General features: G+C 42.8%; 14 protein-coding genes and 1 pseudogene. 1 reads left to right on the top strand and 14 read right to left on the bottom strand.

Annotation, left to right across the window (positions count from 1 at the left end; all coding sequences use genetic code 11):
• The 9 genes from V7D18_RS17885 to V7D18_RS17845 form a co-directional block, all read right to left on the bottom strand.
• The coding region (locus V7D18_RS17885) for a hypothetical protein (RefSeq protein ID WP_426156141.1) at nucleotides 1–199 on the bottom strand (199 nt) is incomplete at its 3' end.
• Nucleotides 200–376: 177 nt separating this feature from the next.
• Nucleotides 377–553 (bottom strand): hypothetical protein, encoded by a 177-nt coding sequence (locus V7D18_RS17880; protein ID WP_426156139.1) that lies wholly within the window; start codon nucleotides 551–553, stop codon nucleotides 377–379.
• 18 nt (nucleotides 554–571) lie between these two features.
• A complete protein-coding gene (locus V7D18_RS17875) occupies nucleotides 572–1,012 on the bottom strand; it encodes a hypothetical protein (RefSeq protein WP_426156136.1) in 441 nt (146 codons plus the stop codon).
• 12 nt (nucleotides 1,013–1,024) lie between these two features.
• Nucleotides 1,025–1,972 carry a ParM/StbA family protein gene (locus V7D18_RS17870; protein ID WP_426156146.1) on the bottom strand — a complete coding sequence of 316 codons (948 nt, stop codon included), beginning with the start codon at nucleotides 1,970–1,972 and terminating at the stop codon, nucleotides 1,025–1,027.
• Nucleotides 1,935–2,390, bottom strand: a complete 456-nt coding sequence (locus V7D18_RS17865) for a hypothetical protein (protein ID WP_426156134.1) — start codon at nucleotides 2,388–2,390, stop codon at nucleotides 1,935–1,937. The genes V7D18_RS17870 and V7D18_RS17865 overlap by 38 nt, the downstream gene beginning before the upstream one ends.
• A gap of 160 nt (nucleotides 2,391–2,550) precedes the next feature.
• Nucleotides 2,551–3,447: a ParB/RepB/Spo0J family partition protein gene (locus V7D18_RS17860; RefSeq protein ID WP_426156132.1), complete on the bottom strand. Its 897-nt coding sequence runs from the start codon at nucleotides 3,445–3,447 to the stop codon at nucleotides 2,551–2,553.
• A 347-nt stretch (nucleotides 3,448–3,794) separates the two neighbouring features.
• Entirely contained in the window at nucleotides 3,795–4,700 is a 906-nt protein-coding gene (gene metA / locus V7D18_RS17855) for a homoserine O-acetyltransferase MetA (RefSeq protein WP_426156130.1), read from the bottom strand.
• A gap of 3 nt (nucleotides 4,701–4,703) precedes the next feature.
• On the bottom strand, nucleotides 4,704–6,662 hold the full coding sequence (gene ligA / locus V7D18_RS17850) for an NAD-dependent DNA ligase LigA (RefSeq protein ID WP_426156129.1): 1,959 nt from the start codon (nucleotides 6,660–6,662) through the stop codon (nucleotides 4,704–4,706).
• On the bottom strand, nucleotides 6,652–7,440 hold the full coding sequence (locus V7D18_RS17845; RefSeq protein ID WP_426156127.1) for a pseudouridine synthase: 789 nt from the start codon (nucleotides 7,438–7,440) through the stop codon (nucleotides 6,652–6,654). Before V7D18_RS17845 ends, ligA begins: the two co-directional genes overlap by 11 nt.
• Nucleotides 7,441–7,618: 178 nt before the next feature.
• Between V7D18_RS17845 and V7D18_RS17840 the strand changes: the two genes are divergently transcribed.
• Nucleotides 7,619–8,017: a bacteriohemerythrin gene (locus tag V7D18_RS17840; protein WP_426156124.1), complete on the top strand. Its 399-nt coding sequence runs from the start codon at nucleotides 7,619–7,621 to the stop codon at nucleotides 8,015–8,017.
• A gap of 52 nt (nucleotides 8,018–8,069) precedes the next feature.
• On the opposite strand, the gene V7D18_RS17835 is transcribed toward V7D18_RS17840, so the two are convergent.
• The 5 genes and pseudogenes from V7D18_RS17835 to V7D18_RS17815 form a co-directional block, all read right to left on the bottom strand.
• Complete coding sequence (locus tag V7D18_RS17835) at nucleotides 8,070–8,297, bottom strand: hypothetical protein (RefSeq protein WP_426156123.1); 228 nt, start codon at nucleotides 8,295–8,297, stop codon at nucleotides 8,070–8,072.
• A gap of 64 nt (nucleotides 8,298–8,361) precedes the next feature.
• A pseudogene (locus tag V7D18_RS17830) lies at nucleotides 8,362–9,207 on the bottom strand (nucleoside recognition domain-containing protein); the annotation flags it as partial.
• Between the two features lie 12 nt (nucleotides 9,208–9,219).
• Nucleotides 9,220–10,845, bottom strand: coding sequence for a recombinase family protein (locus tag V7D18_RS17825; RefSeq protein WP_426156121.1), 1,626 nt, complete (start codon nucleotides 10,843–10,845; stop codon nucleotides 9,220–9,222).
• Nucleotides 10,842–11,096 carry a hypothetical protein gene (locus V7D18_RS17820; RefSeq protein ID WP_426156120.1) on the bottom strand — a complete coding sequence of 85 codons (255 nt, stop codon included), beginning with the start codon at nucleotides 11,094–11,096 and terminating at the stop codon, nucleotides 10,842–10,844. Before V7D18_RS17820 ends, V7D18_RS17825 begins: the two co-directional genes overlap by 4 nt.
• Before the next feature lie 12 nt (nucleotides 11,097–11,108).
• Complete coding sequence (locus tag V7D18_RS17815; protein ID WP_426156118.1) at nucleotides 11,109–17,249, bottom strand: hypothetical protein; 6,141 nt, start codon at nucleotides 17,247–17,249, stop codon at nucleotides 11,109–11,111.
• Nucleotides 17,250–17,488 lie beyond the last annotated feature (239 nt).

Here is a 17,488-nt window from a genome sequence, read left to right as displayed (position 1 = left end):
TTGCTACCAATGCACTAATTGCCACTGCTGCAATAATTACTGATCCGTACTGTTCAAAAATCTCTTTCATTTGATTTACCTCATTCTCTCTTAAATTTATTTTTATATTAAAAAAACAGCCTCTACCAGCTGCTTTGATTTGCCTACCCATTACTTGTATGGGATAGGCTTGGTTGTGTTCCGCATCAAACCTATCCACTATACAATTGGACTTCTTAATCTTTGATTTTACGGAGACAACCTATGGTTTGTCCCGTATCCAGTGCATTTTCTCCTCCTATGCAAACTCTTTCTGATACATCTTGAAAAAATACTGTACCAATCTACGATTTGCCAAATAGTTCTTAAATCTCATAAGCATATGCCTCACCCCCTTTCAAGGAGTGCCTGCTCTGACAAATGCAAGGAAAATTCTCATTATCAAACCAAAGAGTAATAAAGCAATCTTTAGCATTTCAATTGTAAACTGAAAAATTACAAGTATCACTTTTAGAGTACCTTTCAGTATCATTCCAAAAATCCACACCAGACTGCTTAAAATTCTCCCTATCATAAAGAGCACCTCCTTAAATTAACCCCATTTTGTTGCTAGTCCATCCATCGTATCATCAGTTTCAATTTCAAATGCTTCAAGCTCTATAGCACTTACAGCTGTCTGCTTAGCAACAGGCGAAAATGAATTAGCCATATTTCCAGTAAATGTTCCTAGAAGTGCCAACATTTCCTTTTGCATTTCTATCATGATACCGTCTCTGATTTCACATTTAATTTTTTCCAAATCTCCACGAGTAACAAAACTGTTTCTTTTTTCTTTCTCCATTGCCCCCGTTAACGTCAAATCATCCTTATCAAGAGCATTTGTATAATATTCAATGGCATCTACAATGTACTGATTTTTAGATTTAACCACATTGGGATTTAGATCCCTCAGTATTTTATTAACACTCACATGTTGAGCATTGCTATTGCTTAATCTAAAATTGTGATAATTTCCTTTGTCTACCTTTGCCATGAAACTGCCCTCCTATCTAGCTTTGCGTCTGCTATTCAAAAACACCTTAGCAAGATATTCATAACCTTTGGCATTTGCCTTCACATCTTCAATGTATTGAATATTACTGTGCTTTAAATTGCCAAATAACTTCATAACAGTTGCTCCTCCACCAACAAAAGTAATTGGGGTAGTCTCCAAATTGTAACCATATTCTATAAGCTTGTTTGAGATTTCTGCCACAAACCTCTTGATCTCAGTTTCGATGATTGCATAATACCTGCTGTCAATATCGCTAGTTCCATACATCATTACCTGCTTAATATCGCTTTCTTCAATGGTGCCATTTAATTGTCTGATGCATTCGTCTTTAATCGTTCTCATACAAGTAAGAAGACCTTCATTAACTGTCCTGCATCTTGATTCATCCGGTGATTTATCTTCAATTGGCATTATATCAATTGTCCACGAACCAATGTCTACAACTACTCTTTTTCTGACATAATCAGAAATCTGCTCTGTAACCGCTGAATAACACTGAGGAAATACCGATACTCTGAAAATGGTTATATTATATGTTCTTTTTTCAAATCGAAATGTGACCTGTCTGTTTTTTGACAGATAATCAATGAAGTCCTGTTTCTCTGCTCCAAATCTAGTTAATGGAAGTCCAACAGCAAGAAATACATTTGCACAGCGTAACCCTTTCCGTTCTAATTCCTTTGCAACGGCTGCCAGCGTTAGAAGATAGTAATTTTCATCTTCCACTTTTGTCTTTTTTACCTCAAGTCGTTTTCCACCAATCTTATAATACTTTCCTCTATATTCAAGTACATTATCATAAAGTGCAGGTTCTGTAGTTATCTCCTTAATTCCCGAAACAAAAATTTCATTGCAGGACTTCATATTTGCCCAACCGTGATCTATTCCAATTACTTCAATATTATTGTTTTCCACTTCTTCGCTCCTCCTTAAATTCATTAACAATCTTCTGCATGCAGAATCCAAAACATGTACCAACTTCATTTCCATATGGACAATTTCCTTCCTTATCCTTTGGACATTTTATTTTCTCGACAATTTCCTTTTCTTCAAATTCTTTTCCTGATTCTAGAGGACACCTTGTTTTCTCAAAGCATTTTCTGGGTCTTTCGTAATATAAGCAGTACTCACAATCATGTCTTTCCCGAAAATTCTTAGTATCCTCTCTTTTCTTAATAAGGCGGTATCGTTTTAAAAGATAATCTAAATTAAGTGTCTTTTCTTTTTCAGTTACCGACCTGGTTATGTTGGCAAATTCAATTTCTGAATTAATCTGTTTAACAAGTGTAATTAATTCCTGTTCACTTTTTACATTGATTTCTTGAAAATTAATAATTCCATTTTTTTGTAATCCCATCTTCCAACCCTCCTATCTTCTATAAAAAAAGACTAGAGTAGTCAGAATCAAGCCATTGCTTGTATCTTAGCTAATCTAGTCTATCTTGTGATTATTGTTTACTTTAATTTAGTGACCATAAAGCAAACACTAAATTAGCTAATATACTATATTTTATTGTCTATCTTTCCTTTTTGGATCTACATTTCATATTCCATTCTTTCACCAACTTTTCAATCAGCTTTATTTTTTGTTCTACAGTGAAATTTTTCGGAAAATATTTACTGAGTGAATCTGCACGTATTTTAATCATTTCAATTTGATTTGGTTTCTCCTCTTCCATTATTTGATATATTTGTTCTACATCTAAGGTCCCGTCTTGACTCATTCTCTTCATTTTCTGTGCCTGGGATAATGTTGGTGTACATTGCTCTAAATCCATTACCTCAAATAATTCACGTTGCTCTTCATTTTTTAAAAATGATATTTCAACAGCAGGACGAAAAGCTATTTGACCCATATCGACCATATCTAAAATTTCAGGTAATAAGTTAGTCAATCGAACATATCGAGCAATCTGTGCCTGACTTTCACCTACTAACTTACCTAACTCTTCTGTAGAATTTATCTTTTTATCCATTGGATAAAAAGTATCGGTAGATAAATCTGTTCTTTTTCCTTGCCGTTTCATGGCATCTAATTTCAACTTATATGCAAATGCTTTTTCGCTAGGTTTGATGCTTTCTCTTTGCAAATTGCTATCTACCATAGCAATTATAGCCTGATTGTCATCCAGCTCTTTTATTATTACTGGCACTTCATCTATTCCAGCCCACTTACTTGCTTCTTTTCGTCTATGACCGGCTATTATTTCGAAGCCATCACCGTTTGGATTTGGTCTTGCTAACAATGGTACTAGTACACCTTCTTCCTCAATACTTCTCATCAGTTCAAACAGTTCCTTGTCATTTTCTACTTTAAAAGGATGTTTTTCAAAATCATGTAATTCATTAATTTTGATATTTCTTATAACAGTTACTTGCTGGTTTTTATTCATTTCCTCCTTCGTTTGATCCAACTTTATCACTTCCTTTCGATATTAACCAATGTGCAAATAATCTTCTAAACAAAAAAAGACCTCTTATTTCCAATTGGCTTAGAAATAAAAGGTCACTTCAATGATTAAGTTATTACCATCAAAAAAGGTATCACCATATAGGCAATACCTGATCTGAATTGTAAAAAACTTAATTCTTTTTCTATTGTTTTTTTGTTATTACCGTACGCCACGAAAATCTCTACCGTACGCCATTCGTACGCCATTTTTCATAAAAACTACGGTATTTTGCGATAAATTACGATATGTTTGATTTTATCTTCATATCGTCTAAACCCTTGATAAATCAAGGTTTTAAGGCACTTTTCCTATAGCTCATAAGGGGTTACCTGATAAACATAATAATTCAACCAATTCCCATAAATCGTATTCGCCGCATTCCTCCAGCACAGCACCGGCATCGTATCGGGATCATCGTCCTCATAATAATTACAGGGAATCTCCGGATTCATCCCCTTATCCAGATCCCTGTGATACTCCCCATTCAGCGTCATCCGGTCATATTCCGGATGCCCCTGAATAAATACCTGCTTCCCATCCTCACTCATCACCATCAAGATCCCGGCCTCTTTCGATTCCGCCAGAATCTTCAGTCCCGGATGTTTCTCAATATCCTCTCTCCTCACTTCAGTATACCGTGAGTGAGGCGCCATCACATAATCATCAAGGCTGCGCACCAGCGGCACTTTCCTGTCCAGCACCCTATGCCTGTAAATACCAGAAAGCTTCTTATCCCTCTTATACTTCGGCACTCCATAATGATAATAAAGTCCAGCCTGAGCGCCCCAGCAGATATGAAGAGAGCTGGTCACATTTGTCTTGCTCCACTCCATAATCTTCGACAGCTCCTCCCAGTAGTTCACCTCTTCAAATTCCATATTCTCAACAGGTGCTCCTGTGATAATCATACCATCGAACTTTTTCTCTTTTACCTCATCAAAGAACACATAAAATTTATTCAAATGACTGGCGGAGGTATTCTTTGAAGTATGACTCTCCAGCATCAAAAATGTACAATCCACCTGCAGCGGAGTATTGGACAGTGCACGGAGAAGCTGTGTTTCCGTCTCTTCTTTAATCGGCATTAAGTTAATAATCAGGATTTCAAGGGGACGGATGTCCTGGCTTAAGGCCCGGTCCTCGTCCATGATAAATATGTTCTCTGTCTCCAGTATGGCTTTCGCAGGTAAATCCTTTTGTACTTTAATCGGCATAATTTATCCCTCCAGCAGTTTTATGAAATCCTCTTCTGAAATAATGGGCACTCCCAGTTCCTTTGCCTTTTTATTTTTGGACGAATTGGATGTGGTATCGTTGTTGATTAAATAAGTTGTCTTGGAAGTGACTGACCCGGTGGCTTTGCCTCCCTGTGCCTCGATGGCTTCCTGAAGTGCCTTCCGGTTCTCAAAATGCTCCACTGATCCGGTAATGACGAATATCATTCCCTCCAGCCGCTTCTCTCCCCCGGTCTCTGCCTCCTGCTCAATGGTTACCTCTGCTAACAGACGGTCTGTCATCTCGTTGTTCTTCTCGTCCTTAAAGTAGGTAATCCATGCATCTGCCAGCACCTTTCCGATGCCTGAGACAGCAGTCAGCTCCTCTTCCTCTGCGTGACGCATTCGGTCAAAATCGTAGCGGAATTCCCGGCAGAGCATCTTCGCATTGGCAACACCGATTCCGGCAATTCCAAGTCCGTAGATCAGACGGGGCAGTGTCGTATGGGACGCCTTTTTCACTGCCTGAATTAAATTATCATAAGATTTTTTGCCGAAGCCCTCCATCTGGGTAATGGCTTCCTCATGCTGGTCTAAATGAAACATATCGGCAAACTCCCGGATAAATCCGGCTCCGATAAACTTCTCCAGTGTGGCTTCTGATAAACCGTCAATATTTAAAGCATCCCGGCTAACAAACAGGGAAAATCCCTTGATCCGCTTTGCCTGACAATCCGGGTTCGTACAGTATAAACTTTTTACATCATTGACTTTACGGATTTCAGTCCTTCCGTCACAAACCGGACAATGGTCCGGAATCTTTATTTTTCCACTTCTGGTTAAGTTGTCAGCAATCTGGGGAATAATCATATTCGCCTTGTAAACCGTGATCTGATCCCCTTCTCCAAGCTCCAGAGCTTCCATAATGCTTAGATTATGCACACTGGCGCGGCTTACCGTTGTCCCCTCTAATTCCACCGGTTCAAAGATGGCTACCGGGTTAATCAGACCGGTTCTTGACGCACTCCATTCAATTTCCGTCAGCGTTGTTTCCCTGATCTCGTCAGCCCATTTAAATGCAATGGCGTTGCGGGGAAACTTGGCAGTCCGCCCAAGTGATTCTCCATAAGCGATATCATCAAGCAAAAGCACAAGCCCGTCTGATGGAATGTCATATTCCGGAACGGTCTTTGCAAATTCAGCCACTGCCTCACCTATGGTATCCTTCGTTACCATCTTATAATCCACCACATCAAAGCCCTGGGCTTTCAGCCACTGAAACTGCTCATTTCTGGAGTTTTTAAAATCAACACCTGCAGCTGAAACAAGAGCAAATGCCTTGAAATTCACATTTCGGCGTGCTGTGATCTGGTTGTTTAACTGTCTGACGGAACCGCTGCATAAATTTCTTGGATTCTTATACTTTGCGGTAACATCCTCAATTTCGTCATTAATCCGGTTAAAGTCGGAATATTTTATCACAGCCTCTCCTCTTAAAACCAGTTCTCCCTGGTATGAAATAGTAAGAGGGATATTGGCAAATACCCTGGCATTGTTGGTAATTACTTCTCCGATTTCCCCATTTCCCCGGGTAACTGCTTTTTGAAGAGTCCCCTCCCGGTAGACTAAGACAACGGTCAGTCCGTCCAGCTTCCATGAAAGAATTCCTCTCTGGTCTCCCAGCCAGTCCGCTAAATCCTCCGTGCTTTTCGTCTTATCCAGAGAAAGCATGGGGGATTCATGGGCTTCCTTGGGAAGCTCGCTTAAGACCTGATAGCCTACGTTCTGGGTTGGGCTGTTGGAAAGAACAATTCCGGTTTCTTCTTCCAGCGCCGCCAGTTCATCATAAAGACGGTCATACTCATAATTGCTCATGATTTCCCGGCTTTCCTGGTAGTAGGCCTTTCCTGCCTCCTGTAACAGGGTAATCAGTTCTTTGATTCTGTTTAATTTATCGTCCATCAGATTTCTCCTTTTTCTGTTCTTGATAGGAAAGACTGGTCGAGCCTTTTAAAGATTCCTTCATCTGGTGGTATTCACGCCGGGAAAGTTCACGGTAGGCACCCGGCTTTAAATCTCCTAATTCTATATTCATAATCCGCATTCGTTTTAACATTCGTACCTCAAAACCAAGCTGGCTGCACATTCGCCGGATCTGACGGTTTAACCCCTGGGTTAGTACGATGCGGAATGCTTTCTCTCCCGCTTTCTCTGCAAAGCAGGGTTTTGTGGTTACGTTTAACTCGGAAAGAGTAACGCCCTTCCGCATCTTTCTGATGAAATCATCTGTGACAGGACGGTTCACTTTTACTAAATATTCCTTTTCATGAGCATTACCGCTGCGCATGATTTTATTCACTAAATCTCCCTGGTTGGTCATGAGAATCAGACCTTCGGATTCCTTGTCCAGTCGGCCTATGGGATAAATCCGCACAGGATAGTTTACCAGATCCACGATATTGGGAGCCCGGTCCTTGTCTGAGGTGGTGCAAACCACTCCCCGGGGTTTATGGACTGCTAAAAAGACAGGCTCTGCCTTATGTCCGGCTTCGCCTTTGGCTGCGTGAACAGGACGGCCCTTTACCATAACAGACTGCCCTGGAAGAACTTTCTGTCCCGGCACTGCAGCCTGTCCGTCGATTTTAACCTTTCCGGTCTCAATAAGCCGGTCTGCCTCCCTGCGGGAACAGATACCTGCCTCGCTTAAATATTTATTCAGACGGATTCCATTTGCATCCATAGTTGTTCTCCCTTACTGTTTGCTAGATAAAAATTATAACATTGCACGGGGGGAACGTCAAATTATTATCTTCATTTTAAAATTGATTTTTCTTTCCTGAATGGTAAAATATGGTTTGCTTTTTTCAACCTTAAGTATTATAATAATAAATATCATTATTACTTAGGAGGATTTGATTATGCCGTGGACACAGAATTTATCAGTTGGAATATCAATGATTGACGATCAGCACAAGATGTGGTTTCAGAAAGCAGAAGCACTTTTTGACGCAGGAAAGAATAACAAAGCAAAGGAATACGTGGGAGAGCTGTTAGATTTTCTCGACGATTATACAAAGAAACATTTTGCAGACGAGGAAGTTTACATGCAGAAGATCCATTACCCGGGTTATGCCGAGCAGAAGCAGGCTCACACTGCTTTCATTGCCCAGCTTACCAAGCTTAGAAGCGATTATAAAACTTCAGGCGGTAATCTGCTTGTTATTTTAAATGCAAATCAGATGGTGCTGGAATGGCTGACAAAACACATCTCAAATATGGACAAAAAGATCGGCGAATACGCAAAGACCGCCCATTAAAAGGAAAAGAGGACTTAAATGCATTTCCATTCAAGCCCTCTTTTTATTATTCTTACGTAAACTTATAATGCACTTCACAGCCGTCAGAAATGCGGTTGCAGATATTTACCACCCGCTCCATGACAGCCGTAATCTTGCTGTTTTCCATCTCAATGTTCATTACCTTCAAGTCTTCTGAGATCTTTATTACCCTCACCCCATCAACCTTCGCAATCTCCCGCTCAATTTTTCTGGCCTTCAGCCGGTCTGACAGGGCGTAAACGTGGTAACTCCTGTTCACGCTTCTCCCTCCTTTCTATGAGTGTCTTACCCCTATTGTAGACAATCAGAAGGGATTTTAAACATTACAGGAACGCTCTTGCGGCGGTGGTAAACAAAAAGCAGACTATCACCCCGGTAACAGTCGGCACAAGCCAGGAAAGAAGAGTCCATTTCATGCTTCCTGTCTCCTTTTTTATGGTCAGACAGGTGGTGGAACAGGGCCAGTGCATGAGGGAAAAAAGCAGGGTGCTGACAGCAGTCACCCAGGTCCAGCCATTGGCAGTTAAAAGATCCCTTAATATGGATAAATCATTGATTTCCCGTATGCTTCCTTCGGAAAGATAGGCCATAATCATGATGGGAACAACGATCTCATTGGCAGGAAAGCCAAGGATGAATGCCAGAAGAATCACGCCGTCAAGACCGATTACTCTGGCGAAAGGATCTAAAAAACCGGAGCAGTGGGATAATAAGGTCATATCTCCTACTGTGATATTTGCCATCAGCCAGATTATCAGACCAGCCGGAGCAGCTACTGCAGCTGCCCTTCCAAGAACAAAGAGCGTCCGGTCAAATATGGACCGGACAATAACCTTTCCGATCTGGGGTCTGCGGTAAGGAGGCAGCTCTAAGGTAAAGGAAGACGGAATCCCCTTTAATATGGTTAAAGAGAGGATTTTGGATATTACAAGGGTCATCAGAATTCCAAGAAGAATAATACCTGACAGGATACCCGCAGATAATATAGTGGAAAATGGTCCCGCCGCTCCTCCGATAAAAAACATGGTAATAATTGCAATCATGGTTGGAAAACGCCCGTTGCAGGGGACAAAGTTATTGGTGATCATTGCAATGAGACGTTCTCTTGGAGAATCAATAATCCGGCAGCCTACAATCCCTGCCGCGTTGCAGCCAAATCCCATGCACATGACGGAGGAAATCTATGCTTTTTTGATGCCCGGCGGCTCTGACCGGTAACAGATCCGGACGGTAAGAAGCCTTTTGTCTTTCTGATCCGTATCTTTCCCGGACTGAAAAATTTCAATACGTTCAATAAACTGTTGCAAAAGATCGAAAGCAGGAATTCCGTTTTCCATTAACTCATTTAACAACCGGTCCACATCATGTTCTGATTTTCCTGTGCTTTTCCACACAGATGCAGTGGTTTCCTTCAATGCAGCTTCTTCTGCCTGTATCTCCTTTAGTTCGTGTTCATAAGAAGCGATAAGCTTATAAAAACGTTCTTCCTCTACCACTGCGTTAACACGGTCCTCGTAAAGCTTTCTTATGATACGGTCAATCTCCCTTTCCCTCTTTTTTAAAGAAGTGGCTGCCTGCTTTTCATCCGGATTACCCTTTTTTTTACCATAGGCTTCCAATTCTTTTGCAATCTCTTTTCTTTCTTTTTCCGTCAGGGTAATAAGTGCCGTAAGCTCCTGAGACACAATCTGGCAGAGCAGACCGTATTCCATGTAATGATTGGTACATGCTGTTTTCCCATACTGCTTATATCCGCTGCATACCAGCTTTCTCTCCTCTCCCTTCCTGCCTGCCATGGTTGTCGTCATTACTCTTTTACAGTCCCCGCAGTATACCAGTCCGGAAAATACATTGGTAAATTGGGAGGATTTTGATCTTTTTCTTGAAATTTTCCGCCTTCCTGCCTGCTCAAACATTTCTCTGGTTACGATTGGCTGGTGCTTATCCTTTACAACAATCCAATCCTCTTTGGGTATATTTAAGGTAATCTGGCTTTTAAAGGACAGCTTGGAGGATTTCCCCTGTACGATATCTCCTGTATAGACAGGATTGGACAGAACCTTGCAAATAGTACCGGATACCCACTCTTTATTTCCTTCCCCGTTTTCCAGAAAGAGTTCGTGGCGAAGGAAACAGCGATATTCCGCCGGAGTTTTAACTCCTTTCTGATTAAGAAGCTTTGCAATCTTCAAGGGTGCCTCACCCTTCGATGCGCGCTCAAAAATCTCTCTGACAACCGGAGCTGTAACCGGGTCAATCAGAAGATGATTTTTATCCTCCGGGTCTTTCCTGTACCCATATGGGGCAAAATTTCCGATAAATGCCCCCTCTTTCATTTTGGTCCTTAATGCGCTGCGGATCTTTTTTGAGGTATCTCTGGCATACATTTCATTCACAATATTCTGGAAAGGTGCCAGGTCGTTTCCCGGATTGAGGGAATCGTAACCATCATTTACCGCAATATAACGGACCCCTCTGGCTGGAAAATAGATCTCCGTATACTGACCGGTAAGGATATAGTCCCTTCCGAGCCTGGAAAGATCTCTGGTAATTACCAGATTGACTTTACCGGCTTCTATATCTGCAAGAAGGCATTTCCATGCCGGGCGTTCAAACGTAGTCCCGCTGAAGCCGTCATCTACATATTCCCGGTAAACAAAAAAACCGTTTTCTCTGGCATATTCCCGGAGCATGCTCCGCTGGGTGCTGATACTGGCGCTCTCTCCCGCTCCGTCATCTTTGGAAAGGCGCATGTAGAGTGCCGCCTGGCATCTGACTCCCTCCCCTCCTTTTACACCCCCGCTCATCTTAGACCTCCCCCTGCATGAAGACGCCTTTTCAGAAGATTAAGAATTATTTGCTGTATTGTTGCTTCACATTGAAAGCATCGCTCCACTTTGACTGTTACCGGCTTTTCTCCGCTTTCTTTTTCATAGGTGATCTCTTTGGACAAATCCATAGTGCCCACCTCCTGAAAGATCTTATTCTGCCAGGTTTGTACCTTATACTTGCGGAGACTGCATACAAATGAAAAAGGCATGGCAGCAATTCGTGCCATACCTTTCTCACCTTATGAACTGACTCTCGCCCCATCCGGGCCTACCCGGTAACCATCCGGGGTTACCGTATCCGTAAGCAGAGAACCTTCTTTTTCATCCGCTGTTTCCTTAAAATAATACCAGACTCCGTCAATGATCTGCCACCCTTTGAGCATGCAGCCTTTGTTCGTGCCATCCATAGGATTTAAATAATACAGATGTTCTCCATACCGAAACCAGCCGGTTACAATATAACCCTTTTCATCAAAGAAATACCAGCTGTCTGACCCGTTCCAGCCGGCTTTCGCCCAGCGGTTTGAGGGGTGAGATCCATCCTTTGCTACCAGCTTCCAGCCGTTGTTATCCTGCTGCCAGGAGCCATCATAATAATCAGTATCTTTTGATTTGTAATAATTTTGATCGTAACTATCGTCCTCTTCTTCCTCTTTCCGGATCACTGTAACTGTAAATAAATCCGTAAAACGGCGTTCCTCTCCCTTTTTGTCCTGCCCATAATAAACCACCTTTACATTTCTGGTTCCAGGCAGGGAAAGATCATACTCCACATCATAGTCATCTTCCGTGAGAATATTTTTACGCACTGCATTGGAAGGACTGGCCTTTTGATATTCCGTGACAACTAATCCTTCCGTGTCCAGATCTTCTCCCAGCTCATATTTTAACTTTCTTGGCTTTTTGGTTATCTCTATTTTAGAAGTATAATATTCGTCTTCCGGAACCATTTCACGGACTGTAACCGGAAAAGTATCCGTAAAGATTTTTTCTGTTCCATCTTCAGCCCACTCATAGTAGGAAACTGACACATCCGTTCTTCCTGGCCGGGAAAAATCATACTCCGTCTGATATTCATCTTCTGATAAAATGATTTCTCTTACGGCATTACTCGGGCTTGCTACTGCATATCTCGTGACCTCCATACCGGTCTGATCAAGTTCCTGTCCTGTTTCATACTCTTTTTTCACTGGTTTTTTAGTTACCCGGATTTTGGTCGTCTCATAGACTGATTCCTGGGGCGGCTCCTCATCCTTTACTTCATTTACGGCAAGCCAGCTGATCACCGGATCGCTGTCACCCGTTTTCTTCACCTTAAATTCCACAGTCTGATCAGCCGGAATCTCTATATTTACCAAAGGCTTCAAAATAGACTCTTCAGGCTTTGAAATGGTAATCTTACCCAAAGAAACGGTTACTTCTTTCCCCTCCTTATCCTGGTAAATCACAGATGCCTCCATTGGACGGATCACGCTCCACCATTCATAAAATCCGCTGTAAAACTGATAAATTCCAGCTTTTAATGGAAGCTTATAACTAATATCTTTACCATTCCTCGCCCACCAGCCGCTCTGAGACCGGCTGTCACTGTCTTCACCCATTGGACCACCTAAATCTTCCGGGTTTGTATAACCCCAGGAGTCCTCTTCATAGGGCTGGTCAGGTGTCTGGTTAAGCAGTCCTTCCTCTTCCTGTGAAATTGAGCGGTAACAGGAAGACGCTTCGCTGTCTGCCACTCCCGAATCAATAAAATACACCAGATGATCCGGTATGACTTCCACAGTCACTGCCACCGGCAGACCAAGATCTTTTATGGTGCCATTTATTTTTACCGTTGACCATGGCTTGGCGAAATCAGACTCTTTGACTTTCTTCCAGATAATCTCCTTCTCTTCTCCATCAACCATACCGCTAACCGGCAGTTCCGGCAGTTCCCCTGCCTTTGTTACCACAACGGAAGGGACATCTGCACTGACTTCCCTTGCTGCAGCAAGCCAGCTGATTAAGTGAATTTTGGTATCTGCCTTTTTGATTCTTACCTCGACCAGACCATCTTTTGGTATTTGCACATTTTTTACAAACTGGATATTATCAGAAGAAGAACTGACTGTAGCCGTTCCCAGTTCTTTTGTCTGCCACACTCCGTCTGTGTCTTCATAACCAATTTCAATTCTGCCGGAATGGGTTTCCCCCCAATACGCCTGAGCACCAATCATGAACCGGTAACTTCCCGCTTTCATGGGCAGTTTATAAATAATATCACGATCTGTATTATAATCCACATAAAGACCGGATTCATAGATACCCGTGTTATAGCCTACACTGCTTCCGCCTTTTACCGTCACTGCACTGTCTGCCACATATCCCCATGAGCCATCTTCATATACCTGGTCGGACCGGTCATTCTCCAGTTGTGTATTGGCTGCGATAACATCATATAAGCTGGAATGACCGGTTTCTCCGTTTTCATCAGTAACTCCGGCAGTTCCGCTGTCTATAAAATAGGACAGGCCATAGGGCACTACAGTAACCATAGTGCTGACCTTTAAGTCTGTGTCTTCCACCGTTCCAGTCACTGATACGGTACTCCAGAGTGTTTGAAACTGTTCTTCTGACACATCCCATGACACCGGTTTTTCCGATTCTTCCATGGCCGCATTTACCACTGTCACGGTATCCGGAAGATCCGGAATGCTAAACTGGACAGCTGTCAGAGATGCGGGTACATTCTTTACCTCTACAATGGTGTCGGAAGGTACCAGCTTTAACAGGGCATTACGCAGTTCGATTCCTGCCAGATCCGCTTCCATCTGGCTTGCCGGGTGAGCAAGCACTTCCTGAGCGGCTTTCGTCTTTTCTTCCAGCAAAAGCAGCAGCACCTGAGGATACTGACTGGAATCAAAGGTCTGGTTTTTTACATAGTTTACTAAATTGGACAGCGTTTCCGTCTCTATTTCTTCCCCATCCTCGCAAGCAGAAGTAAAAAGGTTGATTCCGTCTACCTGCCAGGTTCCCTGCACTACCTCTATGACCACCTCATGGTTTCCATTTGCAAGGGATTCATTCCAGTAAGAAGTCTGACGGTCTCCTGCGCTTATGGTATTGACAGTCTCCTCCTGCCCGTCAACGGTAACTTTAATCCTGGCAGATGAGGATTTTCCAAACACATCAAAGCCCACCCCATCTGCAGCCTCAAATGTCATCCGGCTGCCTGCAGGCATGGAGGTATAGCTTCTGTTATAAAATGCAAATCCCTGGCAGATGTTATGAGTTACATTCCCGTTCCAGGTGATCTCAGGAGATGTATCATCAAGCTTTGATAAAGCATAGGGGGCAGTTCCTTCAACAGGAAGAACTTCCAGATTGTCAAAACTGGTCTGATAAAATCCGCTCATCAAAGCAACACGTCCAGTCATGACCGGATTGGCTAAATCCACGAAACTTCCTGTTTCTGCCCCGTCAACGTACATGGTTATTGTGTTTTCTTCTGCCTTAAGCTGAAGTTTATGCCAGAGTGACGGAGAAAAATGGTCAATGGTCCCGGACTTTTTGACTGTATTGAAATTAAGCAGCTCCCATTTTCCGCTTTCGTAGAGCTTTGCCCGGTAAGGAGCTCCGCTTGAATGAACTAATTCCCTCACTCCCAATACCGCAAAATTATCTCCGTATCCATTTCCTTTCGTATCCAGTTTTACATCGATCCCTGCTGTATAGTTCGCCCAGCGGTGATCTCCCAGAACAGTCCATGGAACCGCTGTGGTCTGGCTGCTTTCATCGCTTCCGCTTCCCCAGGGATTCCAGTTATAGGGCCTGTTATCCCCATTAATCATCTGCGTCAGCACGTATCCGGTATCATCGGATTTTTTAACTTCAAACGCTCCCTCTAAATCTGTAGTGAACAAAGGCGTTCCTCCCCGTTCCTCCACAAATGAATCATCGTAATCGAAATGATCCCGGTAAGGAAGTTCCAGTACTGACCGGCTGGTTCCGCAGTCATTCTGCCCGCTTTCATAGCTGGTTCCCCGATCTGTCAGGCTTGTTACAGTAACTATGGAGTAAGGTTTTACAGTGAGCTCGATCTCGGATGTATTGTCTTTGCCCGTCAAAGGCATTTCCTGGTCAGTAATCTTTTGAAACCAATTGGCATCATAGGCTTCCCCGGAATCCGGACCTCTGGTCTCCCAGACATTGTATGCCTTCTCTCTGGTCTTCATATTTTTAAGAGAGATGCGGTATTTCCGTTCTTTGGAGGTATTGTTTGCAAACATAATGGAATAATCATCGGTTTCCGGGTCCTTCACTGCCAGACGGGTATCTGTAGAAGTATCTGTTGTAATATCTCCGTCTCCGGTTGAACCGTCTGAATAACATGCGCCCGGGAGATAATTCCAGTCACTGTCAGCAAACTCCATAAAATGCTTTGCCATCTGGATTCCGCCATCTGCTTCATAGTAGCCAGACCATGGATCAAAGGCTCCGATTAATTGCTTGGGACTGTAGGCACTTCCCTCGTAAAAGGCTCCGATTGCAGGCTGAAACAGCAATTCTGTCATATGGCTGGTAAAACCGTCTGCATTTTTGTATGCGTATGCAGCAATAAATCGTTCTGCCATGGCCGCAATTCCTGCTGATCCCCCGATTCCTCCGCGGTCCGGGTCCACATTTGCACGGTAAGAGGCATTGATCATGGGAGCTGTGGACTCTCCGTACCAGATCTCTTTTCCATATTCCTGATTAAGTTTTGTTAAAGAGGCGCTCCCCATCCAGATCTGATAATGGTCAGAAATAACATCTACCAGATCCTGAAATTCCTTATCCTTCATGAGATAATCTACGGTAGTGTTCATACCTCTGTATAAATCAGCAGCAACAATTTTGATTTTTCCATAATCAAAGGCTCCTACCCCATTTTCACTGTCTTCCTCAAAACGCTTTGCACAATATTTTATCCAGGCAAAATCATCCGCGTAGTCTTTCCTTCTTTCGTTCTGCCCCGGACTGACCTCTGTTATCTCATAGCCATATGTCTCGTATACTGCATCTATGGTCTTACGGTACCACTGATATCGGGCTTCATATTTCGGATTTTCGAATTCTTTATAGCCAATTCCCTCCTGCGTCCATTTTGGTTCTCCCCATCGCAGGATTTCTACCGTAATGTCCGGGTTTATGGACTTGGCATCCGCTGCAAAGGAAAATCCGGCTCCCCGTTTCACATTGGGGATTTCATCGAAAGAACGCATGGTAGCCGGTTCAGTCCCGGAAGATGAGTTAACATCTGCACCCATTTCTATTTTCACATGATTTAATCCGGCTCCTTCTTCTTTATCAAAAAGAAGATTCATCATTTTCCAGTACTGATCCTCATGAAGTGATTTATAATCCATTAAAAGTCTGGAAGTATTGTTACAGGTTACGGAGCCAAATCCTCCAAAGGTATTAGCCTCATCGATCTTAGTCCCGTCTACAGTTACATCAATCACATCCTTTGGTGGCAGTTCTTCTTCCGCCTTCAGAATGGTGAAACCGGATAATACTGCCTCCTGACCTGTTCCTGTCTTTTTTTCAAATATCAGCTGTACTTCCTGACTGCTGGTAAGCGTAAAGCTGCCCGCAGCTGTACTTTTGCTAAACTGATCTCCTAATACTGCGGTGTCAAGTAAATCCGTTCTGATCTGGCCGGCTGTGTCTGTATAGGTCACAGACATATTGACAGATCTTTGGTAACTGCCCCACCACTCTGCACATTCTCCTGCGGCAATATAGGTCCCTGCCTCAAGGGGAATCCGGTAGACAATGCGTTTTCCGGATAATGCATAATAACCGGTCTCATTCCTGGTGTTTTTATGCTGGCTGACTGCTCCCTTTTTACTCATATCTGTTCCAACTGAACCTGCATACCCCCATGTTCCGCTGCTGTACGCCTGATCGGGAACCTGGTTTTTCAGCAAAGCTGTGTCTCCGTTTTGTAAAAACGCAGTATACTCAGCAGAATTTGCTGCAGCAGTAACGTTCGCATCTACTAAGTACACCACCTGTTTTGGTACCGCCAGAATCGTGGCTTCCACCTTCTGACCATTTTCTGTAATAGTACCGGTCACAGATACCCTGCTTCCTGCGTTATAAAAGGAATCATTTCCATTTATTTCCCATGTAATGTTCTTTGGTGTCTGTATAGAACTGCCTTCTGCTACACAGTTCACACTGGTTGGCAGGCTCTCAATCGAAGACGCCTTTGTCGGAATCTCGCCTTCCTGAACTGCATACTGGGCGGCATGACTGGTCAATATGCCTCCCAACGGTAAACCGCTTCCAATCATCCCTGTACAAAGCAGGAGACAGACCGACCTGCGTATTTCCTTTTTTAAATTTACCCCCAATTTACGTTCCTCCCTCAATCGTTTTTCCTGCAGACTCCAATCACCGGCTGGATTATCAGCAGTTTTTTGCGCATATTTTACATATGCATAGCTATACCCCTTTGTTTTTTGTATCTTTTTTCTCCTTTCCAACTGTTATTTTTTATTTTACTGATTGGTTCTGGAGTTTTGAATGTAATTAATTATATAATTCCTGTACTTTTTTGTTAAATATTTCCAAAATTAGAATCAGTAAAAAA

It is taken from the genome of Lacrimispora sp. 38-1, from assembly GCF_049890855.1.
Taxonomy (GTDB): Bacteria; Bacillota; Clostridia; order Lachnospirales; family Lachnospiraceae; genus Lacrimispora.
The sequence above is the reverse complement of the archived record's forward strand: the minus strand, read 5'-3'. Positions and strand labels throughout refer to the sequence as shown.

Coding starts and splice junctions, on each gene's coding strand:
- V7D18_RS17880 (WP_426156139.1), bottom strand. CDS start 553: ATGATAGGGAGAATTTTAAGCAGTCTGGTGTGGATTTTTGGAATGATA.
- V7D18_RS17875 (WP_426156136.1), bottom strand. CDS start 1,012: ATGGCAAAGGTAGACAAAGGAAATTATCACAATTTTAGATTAAGCAAT.
- V7D18_RS17870 (WP_426156146.1), bottom strand. CDS start 1,972: ATGAATTTAAGGAGGAGCGAAGAAGTGGAAAACAATAATATTGAAGTA.
- V7D18_RS17865 (WP_426156134.1), bottom strand. CDS start 2,390: ATGGGATTACAAAAAAATGGAATTATTAATTTTCAAGAAATCAATGTA.
- metA (WP_426156130.1), bottom strand. CDS start 4,700: ATGCCGATTAAAGTACAAAAGGATTTACCTGCGAAAGCCATACTGGAG.
- ligA (WP_426156129.1), bottom strand. CDS start 6,662: ATGGACGATAAATTAAACAGAATCAAAGAACTGATTACCCTGTTACAG.
- V7D18_RS17845 (WP_426156127.1), bottom strand. CDS start 7,440: ATGGATGCAAATGGAATCCGTCTGAATAAATATTTAAGCGAGGCAGGT.
- V7D18_RS17840 (WP_426156124.1), top strand. CDS start 7,619: ATGCCGTGGACACAGAATTTATCAGTTGGAATATCAATGATTGACGAT.
- V7D18_RS17825 (WP_426156121.1), bottom strand. CDS start 10,845: ATGAGCGGGGGTGTAAAAGGAGGGGAGGGAGTCAGATGCCAGGCGGCA.
- V7D18_RS17820 (WP_426156120.1), bottom strand. CDS start 11,096: ATGGCACGAATTGCTGCCATGCCTTTTTCATTTGTATGCAGTCTCCGC.